At 61.0% G+C, this 15,050-nt stretch carries 14 protein-coding genes and 1 pseudogene; 9 read left to right on the forward strand and 6 right to left on the reverse strand.

The annotated features are described in order from the left end of the window. Positions 1-63 precede the first annotated feature (63 nt). The 4 genes from JOE65_RS02570 to JOE65_RS02585 all read left to right on the forward strand — a co-directional run bounded on the left by JOE65_RS02570 (position 64) and on the right by JOE65_RS02585 (position 3,425). The gene (locus tag JOE65_RS02570) at positions 64-2,169 is read left to right on the forward strand and encodes a S9 family peptidase (RefSeq protein ID WP_205161774.1); all 2,106 of its coding nucleotides are present in this window, start codon (positions 64-66) and stop codon (positions 2,167-2,169) included. A 53-nt stretch (positions 2,170-2,222) separates the two neighbouring features. Beyond that, the gene (locus JOE65_RS02575) at positions 2,223-2,732 is read left to right on the forward strand and encodes an amino-acid N-acetyltransferase (RefSeq protein ID WP_205161775.1); all 510 of its coding nucleotides are present in this window, start codon (positions 2,223-2,225) and stop codon (positions 2,730-2,732) included. Between the two features lie 107 nt (positions 2,733-2,839). Then, complete coding sequence (locus JOE65_RS02580; RefSeq protein WP_205161776.1) at positions 2,840-3,136, forward strand: hypothetical protein; 297 nt, start codon at positions 2,840-2,842, stop codon at positions 3,134-3,136. A 106-nt stretch (positions 3,137-3,242) separates the two neighbouring features. Next, positions 3,243-3,425 carry a CsbD family protein gene (locus JOE65_RS02585; protein WP_205163984.1) on the forward strand — a complete coding sequence of 61 codons (183 nt, stop codon included), beginning with the start codon at positions 3,243-3,245 and terminating at the stop codon, positions 3,423-3,425. Between the two features lie 109 nt (positions 3,426-3,534). On the opposite strand, the pseudogene JOE65_RS02590 reads toward JOE65_RS02585, so the two are convergent. After that, a pseudogene (locus JOE65_RS02590) lies at positions 3,535-4,511 on the reverse strand (HhH-GPD family protein). A 92-nt stretch (positions 4,512-4,603) separates the two neighbouring features. On the opposite strand from JOE65_RS02590, the gene JOE65_RS02595 reads away from it, so the two are divergent. After that, on the forward strand, positions 4,604-5,266 hold the full coding sequence (locus JOE65_RS02595; RefSeq protein WP_205161777.1) for a hypothetical protein: 663 nt from the start codon (positions 4,604-4,606) through the stop codon (positions 5,264-5,266). A 2-nt stretch (positions 5,267-5,268) separates the two neighbouring features. Here JOE65_RS02595 and disA read toward each other — a convergent pair whose 3' ends face one another. The 3 genes from disA to JOE65_RS02610 form a co-directional block, all read right to left on the reverse strand. Further along, positions 5,269-6,345, reverse strand: a complete 1,077-nt coding sequence (gene disA, locus JOE65_RS02600) for a DNA integrity scanning diadenylate cyclase DisA (protein WP_205161778.1) — start codon at positions 6,343-6,345, stop codon at positions 5,269-5,271. Positions 6,346-6,477: 132 nt separating this feature from the next. Continuing rightward, positions 6,478-7,845 (reverse strand): DNA repair protein RadA, encoded by a 1,368-nt coding sequence (gene radA, locus JOE65_RS02605; protein WP_205161779.1) that lies wholly within the window; start codon positions 7,843-7,845, stop codon positions 6,478-6,480. A 49-nt stretch (positions 7,846-7,894) separates the two neighbouring features. Continuing rightward, entirely contained in the window at positions 7,895-9,022 is a 1,128-nt protein-coding gene (locus JOE65_RS02610; RefSeq protein WP_239536589.1) for an FUSC family protein, read from the reverse strand. A gap of 165 nt (positions 9,023-9,187) precedes the next feature. On the opposite strand from JOE65_RS02610, the gene pstS reads away from it, so the two are divergent. From pstS to pstB, 4 genes are all read left to right on the forward strand, one after another. Continuing rightward, positions 9,188-10,306, forward strand: a complete 1,119-nt coding sequence (pstS, locus tag JOE65_RS02615; RefSeq protein ID WP_205163986.1) for a phosphate ABC transporter substrate-binding protein PstS — start codon at positions 9,188-9,190, stop codon at positions 10,304-10,306. Between the two features lie 96 nt (positions 10,307-10,402). Beyond that, positions 10,403-11,335 carry a phosphate ABC transporter permease subunit PstC gene (gene pstC, locus JOE65_RS02620; RefSeq protein WP_205161780.1) on the forward strand — a complete coding sequence of 311 codons (933 nt, stop codon included), beginning with the start codon at positions 10,403-10,405 and terminating at the stop codon, positions 11,333-11,335. Continuing rightward, positions 11,335-12,438 carry a phosphate ABC transporter permease PstA gene (gene pstA, locus JOE65_RS02625; RefSeq protein ID WP_205161781.1) on the forward strand — a complete coding sequence of 368 codons (1,104 nt, stop codon included), beginning with the start codon at positions 11,335-11,337 and terminating at the stop codon, positions 12,436-12,438. Before pstC ends, pstA begins: the two co-directional genes overlap by 1 nt. Positions 12,439-12,476: 38 nt before the next feature. Continuing rightward, on the forward strand, positions 12,477-13,256 hold the full coding sequence (gene pstB / locus JOE65_RS02630; RefSeq protein WP_205161782.1) for a phosphate ABC transporter ATP-binding protein PstB: 780 nt from the start codon (positions 12,477-12,479) through the stop codon (positions 13,254-13,256). Positions 13,257-13,291: 35 nt separating this feature from the next. On the opposite strand, the gene JOE65_RS02635 is transcribed toward pstB, so the two are convergent. Together JOE65_RS02635 and JOE65_RS02640 are read right to left on the reverse strand one after the other, a co-directional pair. After that, positions 13,292-14,299 (reverse strand): inorganic phosphate transporter, encoded by a 1,008-nt coding sequence (locus JOE65_RS02635; protein WP_338021531.1) that lies wholly within the window; start codon positions 14,297-14,299, stop codon positions 13,292-13,294. Beyond that, positions 14,300-14,917, reverse strand: coding sequence for a nuclease PIN (locus tag JOE65_RS02640; RefSeq protein WP_205161783.1), 618 nt, complete (start codon positions 14,915-14,917; stop codon positions 14,300-14,302). Between the last annotated feature and the right edge of the window lie 133 nt (positions 14,918-15,050).

Raw genomic sequence — 15,050 nt, forward strand, 5'->3', positions numbered from 1 at the left:
CTCTGGGTCAGCGCCGAGGCGCCCAGTGTGATCGGGGGCACAAATAGTGATAGAGATATCCGTATGACTTTGGAATACTCCTTGACCAACACGCCCTTTCACGACCTGGACCAGTTCATTGCGCTGCCGAGGCTCGGGGGTTTGGCCATCAGCCCCGACGGCACGCGGCTGGTGACGTCTGTGGCCACACTCAACGCAAAGAAAACGGCCTACCGAACGGCGCTGTGGGAAATTGATCCCATGAGGGAGGGGCGGGCGCGCCGCCTGACACGCAGTTCCAAGGGCGAGGCTGCGCCGGTTTTCTCACATAATGGAGACCTCTACTTCACATCGTCCCGGCCTGCGGACGAAGATGACGACGAGACCCAGGGTGCTGCCCTCTGGCGCATTCCCGAAGGTGGCGGAGAGGCCGAGCAGGTGTTGTCGCGGGCTGGCGGGGTGTCTGGCCTGATTGCCGCGAGCAGCGCGGAGACCATGATCGTCACCGCGCCAGTGCTGGCCGGGTCCACCGATGAGGAAGACGACGCAACCCGTCGCACCTTACGCAAAGACAAAAAGGTCGCAGCCATCCTGCATTCCGGGTATCCGATCCGTGATTGGGACCACGACATCGGCCCCGATGAAGCCCGCTTGTTTGCTCTCGAACAGAAGAAAACGGATGATGACGGCGGGCATGCCGGCACCTCGGATGCGAATCTGATGGCAACCAACGAGGGCGAACCACCACGTGAATTGCGCAATCTGACGCCGGATGCCAGGACTACTCTGGGCAGCGCCGACGTCGTCATTTCGGATGATGGGCGCACCGTGATCAGTTCCTGTCAGCGTTCGCTGGCCAAGGGCGACAGCCGCAGCTACCTCATTGCTATCGACGTCGAGTCGGGCCGTTCCCGCACGCTCCTCAGTGACGATTCAGCCGACTATTCGCCGGGACCGGTGAGCCCGGATGGGAGCCAGGTCATTGTGCAGATCAGCACGGTCACGGACGCCACAACGGCGCCGCGCAACAGCCTGGGACTGGTGTCCCTCGACGGCGGTACTCTGGTGACCCTGGCGGAGAATTGGAACCGCTGGCCCTCCGCAGCCGGGTGGCTACCGGACGGTACCGGCGTCGTTGTGACTGCAGACGACGACGGTGGGTGCCCAGTCTTCCTCATCGACGTGGGGACCAGCGACGTTCAGCGTCTGACCAAGGATGGGGCGTCATATTCCGACGTCGTCGTCAGTCCTACCGGGGACTGCGTGTATGCCCTGCGAAGCTCGTATGAGTTCCCTGCGGAGCCCGTGGAGGTGGACCTCTCGACCGGCAACGTGCGGACTCTCTCCTCGCCTGTTGATCGCCCAGCGCTACCGGGACGGCTGGAGCGGGTTGAAACAAGGGCCGACGACGGCACCCGCATTGCATCCTGGCTGGTGATGCCAGGTGGCGCGGCTGCGGCGGATCCCGCTCCTCTACTGCTGTGGATTCACGGGGGCCCACTGGGTTCCTGGAATGCGTGGTCCTGGCGGTGGACGCCGTGGAATATGGCTGCTCTTGGGTACGCGGTTCTGCTGCCGGACCCAGCACTATCCACTGGATATGGACAGGACTTCATTCAGCGCGGTTGGGGTTCGTGGGGCAGGGAGCCGTACACCGACCTCATGGCTGCTCTTGATGGTGTCCTGGACCGGCCCGACATTGATGAAACCCGCACGGCGGCCATGGGCGGTTCCTTTGGCGGCTACATGGCGAATTGGATTGCCGGGCAGACGGATAGGTTTAACTGCATCGTGACGCACGCAAGCCTCTGGGCGTTGGAGCAGTTTGGGCCCACCACGGACTTCTCCACCTATTGGGAGCGCGAGATGACTCCACAAATGGTGGAGGAGAATTCGCCGCATCAATCGGTAGCGAAAATTTCAACACCGATGCTCGTCATTCATGGCGACAAGGATTATCGTGTGCCCATTGGCGAAGGGCTACGCCTCTGGTATGACCTCATGTCGAAGTCGGCACTTCCGGCCGATGAGAAGGGTGAGACGAAGCATCGCTTCCTGTACTTCCCTGATGAGAATCACTGGATTCTTCAACCGCAGCATGCCCGTATCTGGTACCTCACGGTGCAGCACTTCCTGGGCCAGCATGGGATGGGGCCCGAGGTTGAACTGCCGAAAGAACTGGGTAGGTAAGGGCGCGGGTAACATTTCGGCGGGAGCGACGTCGGCGGACGTAGACTGGCTGGGTGGTTTCTGAATTCACTACCCGTCCAGCACGGACCGGCGACGTCGCCGCCATCAAGGAGCTCGTCGCTCCTTTCGCCGAAGACCGCGTGCTCATGGCAAAGGAGACCGTCGCTTACTTTGAGGGCGTGCAGGAGTTTCGGGTTGCCGTCGACGCCGATAAGTGCGTGATCGGATGCGGCGCCCTGCACGTGATGTGGGAAGATCTTGCCGAGGTGCGAACTTTGGCGGCTGCGCCTGATTGGCTCGGCCGCGGCGTGGGGCATGTGTTGTTGGAGGAGCTGCTGACGGGTGCCCGAGCGTTAGGTGTATCCCGCGTTTTCTGTTTGACGTTCGAGGTCGATTTCTTCCGCAGGCACGGCTTCGAGGTGATGGAGAATCAGTCGGCAATTGACCCAGTCATTTACTCGGAGCTCCTGCGCTCCCATGACGAGGGCGTCGCGGAGTTCCTCGATTTGGCCCGCGTGAAACCCAACACTTTAGGTAATACCCGCATGATTTGCACGCTGTAATACGCTCTGGACACTTTCGCGAAGATGTGCAACTGTGAATATGAGGTGCTGCACGCGCCTCTGGTTTGCCTACTGGTGGGCCGGTGTCACGGTGAAAGTGAGGCGTCATGGGACTTAAAGACATGGTCAACAAGGCCAAGGATTTCATGGGCAACGAGGAAAACCACGACAAGATCAACGGCTTCGTGGACAACGCCCAGGAGAAGCATGGAGACAAGCTCGGTGCACACGGTGGCAAAGTCAACGATTTCGTTGACCGTCAGCAGGAGGAGCGTTTTGGTAGCGGCCAAGGGCAAGGTACCGAGGGCCAAGCCAACGAGGCTCAGGGCACCGAGGGCCAGGGCACCGAGGGCCAGGGCACCGAGGGCAAGGGCCACGAGGGCAAGCGCGACGGCCAGAACTAGCCAGCTCCCTGCGGGCACGATAAACTAAGTAGGCTTCGTACGTTAGTTCGTATTCGTAGCCTTTCCCTCCATGGGAATCGTCGATCGACTGGAAAGAGGTTTAATTATGGGACTCGGAGACAAGATCTCAAACAAGGCCGAAGAAGTCGGTGGCAAAGCCAAGCAGGGTTTTGGCGACGCTACTGATAACGAAAGCCTCCAGGCCGAAGGCCATGGCGATCAGGCCAAAGCTGAGACCAAGCAGGCCGGTGAAAAGGTCAAGGACCATTTCAAGGACGACAACAAATAATTCTTTGAGCCCCGATCTGGTTGGGGCTGACTGGCGGTGGGAGGGACATTGTCCCTCCCACCGTCAGTCAATCGTACGTTCTGCTCGGCGTATCCGTGAGGAACGATAGTCAAAGCGGCAAACCGATACCTACGTCCTGCACAGACACCAGACCATCGTTGAGTAGGCCATCCAGCGCACGTTCGAGCTGCGCGGCAGGTGCCTTCAGCGCATGTAGTTTCCCGACGGCGCCTGAAACAGAAGCGCCTGATCCGGCCAGACAATCTGCGATCGCCAGATCAACGGGTTCGTGGAGCAGGACACCCCGGGAAACGGGGCCAGTAGATGCGCGGAGGACCGCCATCATTGCGCCGCGCACTTGCCTGTCCGTTCCGGCCCATGATTGGCCCCTGGGGACGCAATCTGGCGCAGGTCGCCCGGCGAGGACCCACACGCGCACCTATCCAACAACGGACACGCCGTGCACTTAGGCGAGCGTGCCGTACACACAAGCGCTCCGAGCTCCATGACCGAGGCGTTCCACTTCCGCTGGCCGACCGGTCCTGAATCATCCGGCATCAGCTCTGTGGCCAGCCGTGTCTCCGCGGCAGTTAGTGATTGCGCTGGCAGGGCCTTTCCGGTGACGGCTCGGGCGTGGACACGACGGATGTTGGTGTCAATCACTGTTGCGGGTAGGTCGAAAGCAAAAGAGGCAATCGCGGCAGCCGTATACGTTCCCACGCCCGGCAGGCTCACAAGCTTGTCGTAGGAGGCGGGGATGACGCCGTCGTGCTCGTTGACCATGACAACGGCTGCGGCATGCAGCCGCAGCGCACGTCTGGGGTATCCAAGCTGGCCCCAACGCCGTATGGCTTCACCGGTTGACGACGCGGCAAGATCTGCCGGTGTGGGCCAGAGCCGCATCCACTCTTCCCACACGGGCAGCACGCGGACCACCGGCGTCTGCTGCAGCATGAATTCACTGACCATGATTCCCCAGGCGGAGCACTCTGGTGAGCGCCACGGCAAGATCCGGGCGTTGGTGTCGAACCAGTTCCCCACCAAAGAGTGGAGGGCGTTCTTGGACGTTGATTCAGGCACGGAAATCCTTGGCGGGTGGTGATACCGGTTGTGAGGCAATACTCTACTTCCCGGCGTGGTCACGTCTGTAATCCCGCTGAGGTGCCTAGCCTTTAACCATGGCGGGACAGGAGAGCGGCGCATCGCGCACAACCAACGGGCAACGCAGGGTGAGCCCGGCGGTTTACCGGCGACGACGGCTCGTGGTGGGCGTCCTGATATTATTGGTTGTCGCCGGGCTTGTTGCTGGGGGAATCGCTCTCGGCAACAGGCTGACCGGCGGTTCTGCCGAAGCAGACGGGACGACGGCGGCTCCCGGGCAGACGGCCCAAGCAGGCGGAGGCAAAGACAAAGAAACCGCATCCAACACGGCGCCCGCGTCGTCCACGCCGCAAACCGGATGCGATGAATCAAAAGTCGTGGTGGAATCATCCAGCAGCGAAAGCGTGTACCGCGCTGGAATGAACCCCGAATTAATTCTGTCGGTGACCAACAACGGCGACAAACCATGCCAGATCAACGTGGGAACTTCGCAAATGGAGTTCATCGTCACCAGCGGAGACGACCGCGTTTTCTCATCCCGTGACTGTCAGGCTGAGGCCTCTGACCTGATGAAGACCATTGAGCCGGGCCAGACTGAAAAGGCCAACTTCACGTGGGAACGCCACCGTACCTCGCCCGGATGCAAACCGATGGAAACGAGCCCGAAGCCCGGCTACTACGTGCTGATGACCAAGCTCGGTGAACGCGTCAGTGACAAGACATCGTTCGAACTGGAGTAACCCTACATAAAGCGGTCGAGCAGGCTCGTTTCAGCAATTCGCGATAACCCCTCACGAACGGTTCGGGCACGCTGCTCGCCGATTCCCTCGACGGCCATCAGATCCTCGATATTGGCCGCCATCAGGTTCTGCAGCCCGTCGAAATGATCGACCAACCGCGTTGCAACTGCCGGAGGTACGGCTTTAATACTGGATAGCAGACGGAAACCCTTGGGCTGAACAATGGCTTCAAGGGAATCGGTGCCGGGCTGGAAACCGGCAACACTGGCAATCTTGCCGAGATCAATCAACTCTGTGGAGGTGAATCCGTGCAGGGCAGCAATCTGTTCCTCGAGAACCGGCGGCGTCGAGGCAAGGGATGAGTAATCTCGCAGCACCATTTCACTTCCCGGGCCAAGACCGGCGGTCAGCTCCTCGAGCTGAAGTGACAGCAGCCGTCCGTCCACACCGAGCTCAAGCACATAATGACTGATCTCCTCCGAGATTCGCCGCACCATTTCCTGGCGCTGCAGCGTGGCCGCGACGTCGCGGACCGTCACCATCGCCTCGATCTCCAGTGCAGAGAGCGAGTTCGTCACTTGGTCCAGCCGCGAGCGATACCGTTCAAGGGTGGCAAGGGCCTGATTAGCGCGAGCGAGCACAGGTTCGGAGCCTTCAAGCACGTGGCGAAGACCGTCCACGTAGAGTGCAATGATCTGCATGGACTGACTCACAGAGATGATCGGCAGGCCCGTCTGAATGGCGACACGTTCGGCCGTGCGGTGCCGGGTACCAGACTCCTGCGTTTCGATTCGTGGGTCCGGCATGAGTTGGACTCCGGCCCGGATGATGTTGCTGGCATCCTTGTCACAAACAATCGCGCCGTCCATTTTTGCCAGTTCCCGGAGCCGCGTGGGGGAGAACTCGATACCTATGTCGAAGCCGCCAGAGCAGATTGAATCCACTGTTTTATCTAGACCCAACACAATGAGCGCGCCTGTTCGGCCGCGGAGAATCCTCTCCAAGCCGTCCCGCAGCGCCGTCCCCGGTGCAACTCGGGCGAGTGTGGTCTTCAATGCGTGTTCTGGACTACGTACCATTGGCGCTTCCTTCCTCCCGGGCTACCGACTGTCCGCGGCATATCCATACCCGGTTGGCGCAATGCTAGTCCAATAATAAGGCGAAGGTACTCAAGAACAGCACTTTCAATGCGCGCAATTCGATGACGATTATCAGAACAGCATTCCGAGGGCCTCACCCAGAGTTGAGACTTCCCGGACCTTGAAGCCCTGCGGGATCTGTCCCGGACCATTGGGACTGGCGGGCACAATCGCGTGAGTGAACCCAAGCCGCGCGGCCTCCTGGATCCGTTGACTGATTCCCGGCACGGCACGGACCTCGCCCGCTAAGCCCACTTCGCCGAACGCAATCAGCTGCGCTGGCAACGGCTTGTCAGTTTTTGCGCTCGCGATGGCCAGCGCCACCGACAAATCAGTGGCCGGCTCTCCAAGTTTCACCCCGCCCACCGTAGCCACGTAACTATCATCCTTGGACAGGTTCATTGAGGCACGGCTCTGAAGAACGGCCAGGAGCATGGCCACCCTAGACGTATCCAGACCACTCGTTGCACGCCGCGGCTGAGAGTTGGATGTCTCCGCCAGCAGCGCCTGCACCTCTGCGAGGAGCGGGCGCCGTCCCTCAAGCGTCACCGTGATGCACGTTCCCGACACCGGGTCCTTCGTACGAGAAACAAAGAGTCCACTGGGATCGGCGAGGCCCTCGATACCCTGTTCCGTCAGGTCGAAACAGCCGACGTCGTCCGTTGGACCATAACGGTTCTTGACTGCCCGCAGAAGCCGAAGTCGCGAGTGGCGCTCGCCGTCGAACTGGCACACGACGTCCACCAGATGCTCCAGCAGTCGTGGCCCGGCGATAGAACCGTCCTTTGTCACGTGGCCGACCAGCAGGGTGCTCATATTGCGGTGCTTTGCGGCGTTGATCAGGGACGCTGCAACCTCACGCACCTGCGTCACCCCACCGGCGGATCCTTCAACGGAGGCACTGCTCAAGGTCTGAACTGAATCCACAATCAGTAACGCGGGGTCCAGCTGTTCCACCTGCCCCAGCGCCTGCCCGAGGTCAGTCTCGGCCGTCAGGTACAGGGTCTCTGCTACCGCCCCAATGCGCTCTGCCCGCATCTTGACTTGGGCCGCGGATTCCTCACCGGTGACGTAAAGAACCTTCCTGCCGCCACCGGCCACCCGCGCGGCCACGTCCAGTAGCAGGGTGGATTTGCCCACACCTGGTTCACCCGCCAGGAGGATGACCGCTCCCGGTACCAGTCCGCCGCCAAGAACACGGTCCAGTTCGCTTACGCCAGTGGCCTGAAAAGCCGCCGCCGTGGCGTCGATGTCGGCAATGCGTTGGGCCGGTCTGGCGACGGTCGCTGCAGCGGTGGTCCGTGCAGAAACCTGCCCCGCCTCCTCGATGGAGCCCCACGCCTGGCATTCCCCGCACCGGCCAACCCACTTTGCAGTGGTCCATCCACATTCGCCGCAGCGGTAAGCCGGCGCTTTAGTTCGAGCAGTTTTTGTAGCCATGAAACAAGGCTATCCGTGGGCACCGACAGTTTGCGCCGGCAGCGCGCCGTTAGAGCTCGGGCAGGTAGGTGGTGGCCTCTTCGTGTCGCATCCCAGCGGCCTCAAGCAGGTCCACGATCATGGGCCGCAATAGCAACACCAGGGCCTCGCCCTCAAGCCGGGTGATCGCCAGGTTGCGCGGATGGGCAATAGTAGCTACGGCCGCCAGGTCGTTCCTCGCCTGTCGAAGATACCGATTCCGGCTCCCTGAAGCCGGGTCGGATAGGGCCTGCGAAAGGATGCCGACGGCGTCGGCCATGTCATACAGCGCCTCAGCGAGGTGGCTGACTGCGTCCTCCGTAAGGGCCGCGTGGTTAATCACCGAGGTAAGCCTGCGTGCGAAGACGCGGCTGTTCCGCACGGCCAGATCCAGAAAATAGATGGTTTCCCGCAGAGACCCCAATTCTCCCCGGTGCCGCCGGTAGGCCGGAGACAGGAGTGTGACCTCCTGCGCTTGACGCATGGAACCGGAGAGCCCATCCAGCAACGGCTGACAGTTCCGCGCCCGCACCAGCGCGTGCCAGGCCCGGGTGGCATCGGACTCCCGCAACGAATCGGCGCACTCGCGCAGGACAGCCGAGAGCTCCGACAGGAGCGCACGCACATTGGTCTTGGGCTCTCGCCTCGGATCCCGAGGCACCAGCAACGTGATGACCAAGGCAATGACACCACCGACGACGGCGTCGAGACTACGGGTGAACGGCCCACCAATAGGCACCGGCAGCAGCACAACGAGCAGCGACTGCAGACCTAGCTGCGTGGTGAAAATACTGCCACTGTCTAGAAACCGGGCCAACAGGATAGAGAACAACAGGACTCCCGCGGCCACCCAGATCCCCGTGCCAAAGGTGTGTAGGAGCAAATCGCCGACGGCGATACCCAGTGTGCAGCCGGCCGCCACCTCGATAACCCGTCGCAGCCGTGGTTCCCTGGTGAATCCCAACGCGATCATGGCGGACGTTGCCGCGAAAAGCGGGCCTTCATGCCCCAGGACGTACTCGGCGAAAGCGTACGCTCCGACGGCCCCCACGGTCATCTGCAGAGCGGGAGCAAAGGAGCTTCGGGTGCGGCTCACGCCAACACGGAACCGATTACGCAGAAACAGCCAAGGGCTCCGGTGAGTGGTCCGTCGTGGCATAGGGCAAGTCTATGGTGCTCGATTTGCGAGTAGATGACAGGAGTGTTCATCTTCCGTTTACTTTGGCAGGCCATGCTCGTCATCTACGGCTTCTACCCTCATAGGGGATCCGGGTATCCGGGCACCGAAGTGGCAGACGTAAAAAACCTGAAAGAGGCATGTGAAGTGAAGGCTCTCCGTTTTTACCGTTCAGCGGCACTGATTTCCGTGGCTGCGCTCGCGCTGACAGCTTGCGGCTCAGACAATGCAACCCAGACCGACGCCGGCGCTGAGGGCAACACTGCAGCGGCCGCTTCGAGTGTCAGCGGTACGCTGACCGGCATTGGCGCTTCATCGCAGAAGGCAGCCATGGAAGCCTGGAAGGTCGGCTTTGAGGAGCTGAACCCGGAGTCCAAGGTCCAGTATTCGCCAGACGGCTCAGGCGCGGGCCGCAAGGCCTTCCTCAGTGGTGGCGCACAGTTCGCTGGCTCCGATGCGTACCTGAAGGACGAGGAAATGGAAGCCGCCAAGGAGGTCTGCGGACCGGATGGCGCCCTGAACATCCCCGCTTACATCTCCCCGATCGCCGTTGCGTTCAACCTCGGCGACGTCAAAGAACTGAACCTCGACGCCGCCACCATTGCGAAGATCTTCACCGGGGAGATCAAGAAGTGGAACGACCCGGCCATCGCTGCCCAGAACGAGGGCACCGAACTGCCGGACACAACCATCACCGTGGTGCACCGCTCGGATGAGTCCGGAACTACCGAAAACTTTGTGGACTACCTCTCTGCCGCAGCACCGAAAACCTGGACCTATGAAGTCTCCGGCGACTGGCCAACCGACATTCAGTCCGAGAACGCCAAGGGCACCTCGGGCGTCATCTCTACGACCACCGCTACCGACGGTGCCATCACCTACGCGGATGCTTCAGCGGTAGGAAATCTCGGCCAGGTCAAGGTCAAAGTCGGCGAAGAGTACGTTGCCCTGAACTCGGAGGCAGCGGCGAAGGCTGTAGAGGTCGCAACGCCAGTCGAAGGACGCTCGGACCTGGATATGTCACTGGACCTGAAGCGCGACACCACCGAGTCAGGTGCTTACCCCATCGTGCTCATCAGCTACCACCTCTACTGCACACAGTACGAGGACCAGTCAACAGTGGACCTCGTGAAGGCATTTGGCAGCTACGTCATCAGCGAAGAGGGCCAGGCCGACGCCGCTGATTCAGCCGGCAACGCGCCCATTTCAGATAGTCTGCGAGAAGATGCCCAGAAGGCTATCGACTCCATCAAGGCGTCCTCTTAACAGCACCGCTGGCCGTCATGTTGCCATCGCGGGATCAACCGTGAAAACTGGCAACAGAGTCGCATCCGTCAGATCAACCGCCCGAAGGGTCAGTAAGTGTCGTCCAACACGTTGAACAGCTCAGGCGGGGGAGGCCGCACTGGAGATCGCATATTCTCCGGTGCATCGCTCCTCGCAGGGTGCCTTATCCTCGCTGTGCTGTTCAGTGTGGCGGTCTTTTTGCTCGTTCAGGCGCTACCGACCTTCAGCGCGGATCCCGAACTGGTGACAGGTGGCGAGGGGTTCTTCAACTACATCTTCCCCATTGTCATCGGAACGGTAATCGCCGCCGGGATCGCGATCCTGCTGGCAACACCGGTGGGTATTGGAGTGGCATTGTTCATCTCCCACTACGCTCCGCGCAGACTGTCTCAGGGCCTTGGCTACGTCATCGACCTGCTTGCAGCCATCCCATCCGTTGTCTATGGGGCGTGGGGCTACGCGGTGCTAGCGCCTGAACTGGCGAAAATCTATGACACCCTGGCGCGTACAGCGGGTTGGATCCCCATCTTTGAAGGACCCGCAAGCCAAACGGGGAAAACCATGCTGACCGCAGGGATAGTCCTCGCAGTCATGGTTCTGCCCATCATCACTTCCCTGAGCAGAGAGATCTTTCTGCAGGCACCCAAACTTCATGAAGAGGCGGCGCTGGCGCTCGGAGCCACCCGGTGGGAAACCATCCGGATGGCTGTTATACCGTTTGCGCGTCCCGGAATCATCAGTGCCGTCATGCTGGGCCTTGGACGCGCGCTCGGTGAAACCATGGCCGTGGCTCTGGTCCTGTCCTCGGGCCCGTTGATGGCATCCCTCATCAAATCCGGCAACCAGACCATCGCTGCGGAAATCGCCCTCAACTTTCCCGAGGCCTTTGGACTGCGGCTCAGTGAGCTCATTGCCGCGGGCCTGGTCCTGTTTGTCATCACCCTTGCGGTCAACATGGTGGCCCGCTGGGTCATCAGCCGCCACAAAGAATTCTCGGGAGCCAACTGATGAGCACCCCCACCCTCAGCCGGACCAAGTCATCCCTCACCAAGAATCAGCTTCCGGGTTACGCCATCTGGGCTATCCTGGCGGGCGCCGTCGTACTGGGCGCCGCGGCCTCCAGCGCCCTCGGATTCTCCATAGCTACCTTCGCAGTATTCACCGCGGTGTTCTTCGTCGTTGGCGGATGGTCGGTCACATCAGTGGTGGAGGGCCCCCGTAAGGGCCGCGACAGACTAGCCACCTACCTGATGTACGGGGCGTTTCTGCTGGCGCTGCTGCCCCTATTATCAGTGCTCTGGACGGTCCTGGAAAAAGGTCTCCCTGGCATGACCTACAACTTCCTCTTCACTTCCATGAACGGCATGACCGGCGCTGTGGACAACGAGTCAGTCCAGAACGGCACCCCTGTGCTCGGCGGGGCGTACCACGCCGTCATCGGCACCCTGCTGATCACGTTCTGGACCACGTTGATCTCGGTTCCCGTGGGCCTACTGGCCGCTGTCTACCTCGTGGAATACGGAGACGGTAAAGTGCTCTCGCGTGCCATCACGTTCTTTGTTGACGTCATGACCGGCATTCCCTCCATCGTGGCCGGCCTGTTCGCTGCGGCACTGTTTGGCATGATCTTTGGACCCGGGACCCGAACAGGATTCGTGGCCGCCGTCGCATTGTCCGTCTTGATGGTGCCCGTCGTCGTGCGTTCCACGGAAGAAATGCTCCGCATTGTGCCCAATGAACTCCGCGAAGCGTCCTACGCGCTGGGCGTGCGTAAATGGCGCACCATTGTGAAGGTCGTTATTCCGACGGCGATCTCCGGTATCGCGTCGGGAGTTACCCTCGCTATCGCCCGCGTCATCGGCGAAACCGCGCCCATACTCGTAACTGCGGGCTTTGCCAGCGCCATCAACTGGAACGTTTTTTCCGGCTGGATGTCCACCCTGCCCACCTATATCTACTACCAGATCCTCACGCCGACATCGCCAACAAACGTGGACCCCAGTATCCAGCGGGCGTGGGCCGCTGCACTTCTGCTGATCATCATGGTCATGCTGCTGAACCTCCTCGCAAGGCTCGTTGCCCGGATGTTCGCCCCAAAGACTGGCCGCTGAGACAGCGGCCAAAATTTCATCGTCAGAGAAGGAAGCAAATGTCCAAGCGAATCGACGTCAAGGACCTCAACGTGTACTACGGCAACTTCATGGCCGTTGAAGGCGTGAATATCCACATCGAACCACGTTCGGTGACAGCATTTATCGGCCCCTCGGGGTGTGGCAAGTCGACCTTCCTGCGCACCCTGAACCGCATGCACGAAGTACTACCCGGCGCACGCGTTGAAGGCGAGGTGCTGCTGGACGGCGAAGATCTCTACGGTGCCGGGGTGGACCCAGTTGCTGTCAGGACGCAGATCGGCATGGTCTTTCAGCGGCCAAACCCGTTCCCCACTATGTCGATCCGCGACAACGTTCTGGCGGGCGTGAAGCTGAACAACAGACGGATCAACCGGTCCGACGCGGATGCGCTCGTGGAGCGTTCACTGACCGGGGCCAACCTGTGGATCGAGGTCAAGGACAGGCTGGATAAGCCCGGATCCGGGCTATCCGGTGGGCAGCAGCAGCGCCTGTGCATCGCGCGGGCCATCGCCGTTTCTCCGCAGGTCATCCTCATGGACGAGCCCTGCTCCGCACTGGATCCGATCTCAACCCTTGCGATCGAGGATCTGATTGAGGAGCTCAAGAGCAACTACACCGTGGTGATCGTGACGCACAACATGCAGCAGGCAGCCCGTGTTTCGGACAAAACCGCGTTCTTCAACATTGCTGGGACGGGAAAGCCCGGCAAGCTGATCGAGTACTCAGAAACAGCTCAGATCTTCAGCAACCCAGCCGAAAAGGCCACTGAGGACTACGTCTCGGGCAGGTTCGGCTAGTCCTACCCGGCAATGCAGTGGTCTTTGGTCTTGTGCTACAGCAGGGGACTGATGGCGAGGAAGAAAACTGCGCCCATGACCGCCGTCGCGCCTGCCGTAGCCAGCCAGGTGAGCAGGATCCGGCGCACCATAGTCAGCCGGATCGTGGCAAATCGCTGATTGGCGCCTGCGCCAACGATTGCGGAGGCAACGGTGTGGGTGCTCGAAAGCGGCATGTGCAGGGCCACTGCTCCGAAGAACAACATCGCCGAACTGACACCTTGGGCGGTCATTCCGCGCAACGGGTCCACGCGGACCAGCTTCTCGGCCAGTGTGTGGCTGATACGCCAGCCACCGAAGAGGGACCCGCCAGCCAGCAATACCGCGGCGAACACTTGCACCCACAACGGCATGCTGCTGCCGGTTGCGTAACCGGCAGCGACCAACCCCAGCAGGATCACCGCCATCGTTCTCTGCCCATCCTGCAGGCCGTGCCCCAGGGCGAAAGCGCCCGTCAAGACCGCCTGCGCCATTCGACTACCGGTATTGGCCTGCCTAGGCGAGGAATAGCGCATGAGCCACATGGCCGGATAAACCATCACATAGGACAGCACAAAGGCCACCACGGGGGAGAGCAGCAGAGGCAGGATGATCTGCCAGATGGCGCTGTTGGCATCAGCGATGTCGTGACCGCCCAGATAGGCTGCTGCCAGCCCGGACCCTATGAGGCCGCCCAGGAGGGCATGCGTGGACGACGACGGCATGCGCCACAACCAGGTGAGGATGCCCCAGACGATGGCGCTCACCAGCCCGGCCAGGAGGATGCCGAGGCCAACCGTACCGCTGGGCAGAGACACCCATTCGTCCGTGAAGAGCACAACAATGCCGGTGCCCATCAGTGCACCGGCCACATTGAAGACAGCAACGAGCAGGACAGCGATTGTTGGCGTGAGGGCGCGGGTCCTGACGGCCGTTGCCGCGGAGTTTGAGACGTCGTGAAAACCGTTAACGAAAGCGAAGGCTCCGGCCAGGACCACGGTCATGACCAGAAAAAACAATTCCACTCAGGATTCCTTGACCAAAATACTGCCCACGTGGGTGGCGAGTCGACGGAGATCGTTGACGACATCCATCAGCTGGTTCGCAACATCCCGATGGCGAGCGTACGCCACGGCCTTGTGATCACGCTGAAGTTCGCTGACCCAGATTCTGTGGGTCCGCGCCGCCCGCCGGGACAGGCGCAGCATCTCGATCCAGTACTCCTCGAGGTCCTCCAACGAACTGAGGCGCGTCATCGCGTCAACGGACAGCAGCGCTTGGCGGTTGATGACTTCCAGCTGTTCAGTGGCCCGCTTGGACAGGTGAGCCAACTTATGGAGGGCTATGAGTTCAGCGGCACCATCCAGTTTTTCCACCGCCTCACCCAGGAGGCGGGAGAGTGCATAGAGGTCCTCGCGGGGTAGCGGATTGATGAAGCTGGTTCGCATCTGCGTCATCAGAGCGAAGTGTAAATTCGCCGCCTTCTCGTCCCCGTCATGAAGCTGGGACGCCAGGTCCTTATAGTCCTCAACCGGCGCGCCCAGAAGCTGCGACATCACGTCGGTCCCGTGAACAAGCTCCGCTGCCATCTTGGACAGCAGCTCGAGCCCGGCGTTCTCTTGCGGGAAAAGACGTAGTTTCACCGGCTGGTCTGTCCTTCCGGGATCAGTGGGTCCACCGCGGACATAGTAATGGTGCCGAACCGGGAGCGCCTCTCGGCGAAAGGCCGCTCGAAGCGGCTATCAGTTGAAGCCCGGGGGTTCCGCGGTCCGACAC

The sequence above is a fragment of the Arthrobacter roseus genome (assembly GCF_016907875.1).
GTDB lineage: Bacteria > Actinomycetota > Actinomycetes > Actinomycetales > Micrococcaceae > Arthrobacter_J > Arthrobacter_J roseus.

What these genes read in the sequence shown, in the direction of transcription:
- disA (WP_205161778.1), bottom strand. Translation starts at nt 6,345, where the DNA reads ATGGTACGTAGTCCAGAACACGCATTGAAGACCACACTCGCCCGAGTT.
- JOE65_RS02580 (WP_205161776.1), top strand. Translation starts at nt 2,840, where the DNA reads ATGGGACTTAAAGACATGGTCAACAAGGCCAAGGATTTCATGGGCAAC.
- JOE65_RS02585 (WP_205163984.1), top strand. Translation starts at nt 3,243, where the DNA reads ATGGGACTCGGAGACAAGATCTCAAACAAGGCCGAAGAAGTCGGTGGC.
- JOE65_RS02595 (WP_205161777.1), top strand. Translation starts at nt 4,604, where the DNA reads ATGGCGGGACAGGAGAGCGGCGCATCGCGCACAACCAACGGGCAACGC.
- radA (WP_205161779.1), bottom strand. Translation starts at nt 7,845, where the DNA reads ATGGCTACAAAAACTGCTCGAACTAAAGCGCCGGCTTACCGCTGCGGC.
- pstA (WP_205161781.1), top strand. Translation starts at nt 11,335, where the DNA reads ATGAGCACCCCCACCCTCAGCCGGACCAAGTCATCCCTCACCAAGAAT.
- pstB (WP_205161782.1), top strand. Translation starts at nt 12,477, where the DNA reads ATGTCCAAGCGAATCGACGTCAAGGACCTCAACGTGTACTACGGCAAC.
- JOE65_RS02570 (WP_205161774.1), top strand. Translation starts at nt 64, where the DNA reads ATGACTTTGGAATACTCCTTGACCAACACGCCCTTTCACGACCTGGAC.
- JOE65_RS02610 (WP_239536589.1), bottom strand. Translation starts at nt 9,022, where the DNA reads ATGCCACGACGGACCACTCACCGGAGCCCTTGGCTGTTTCTGCGTAAT.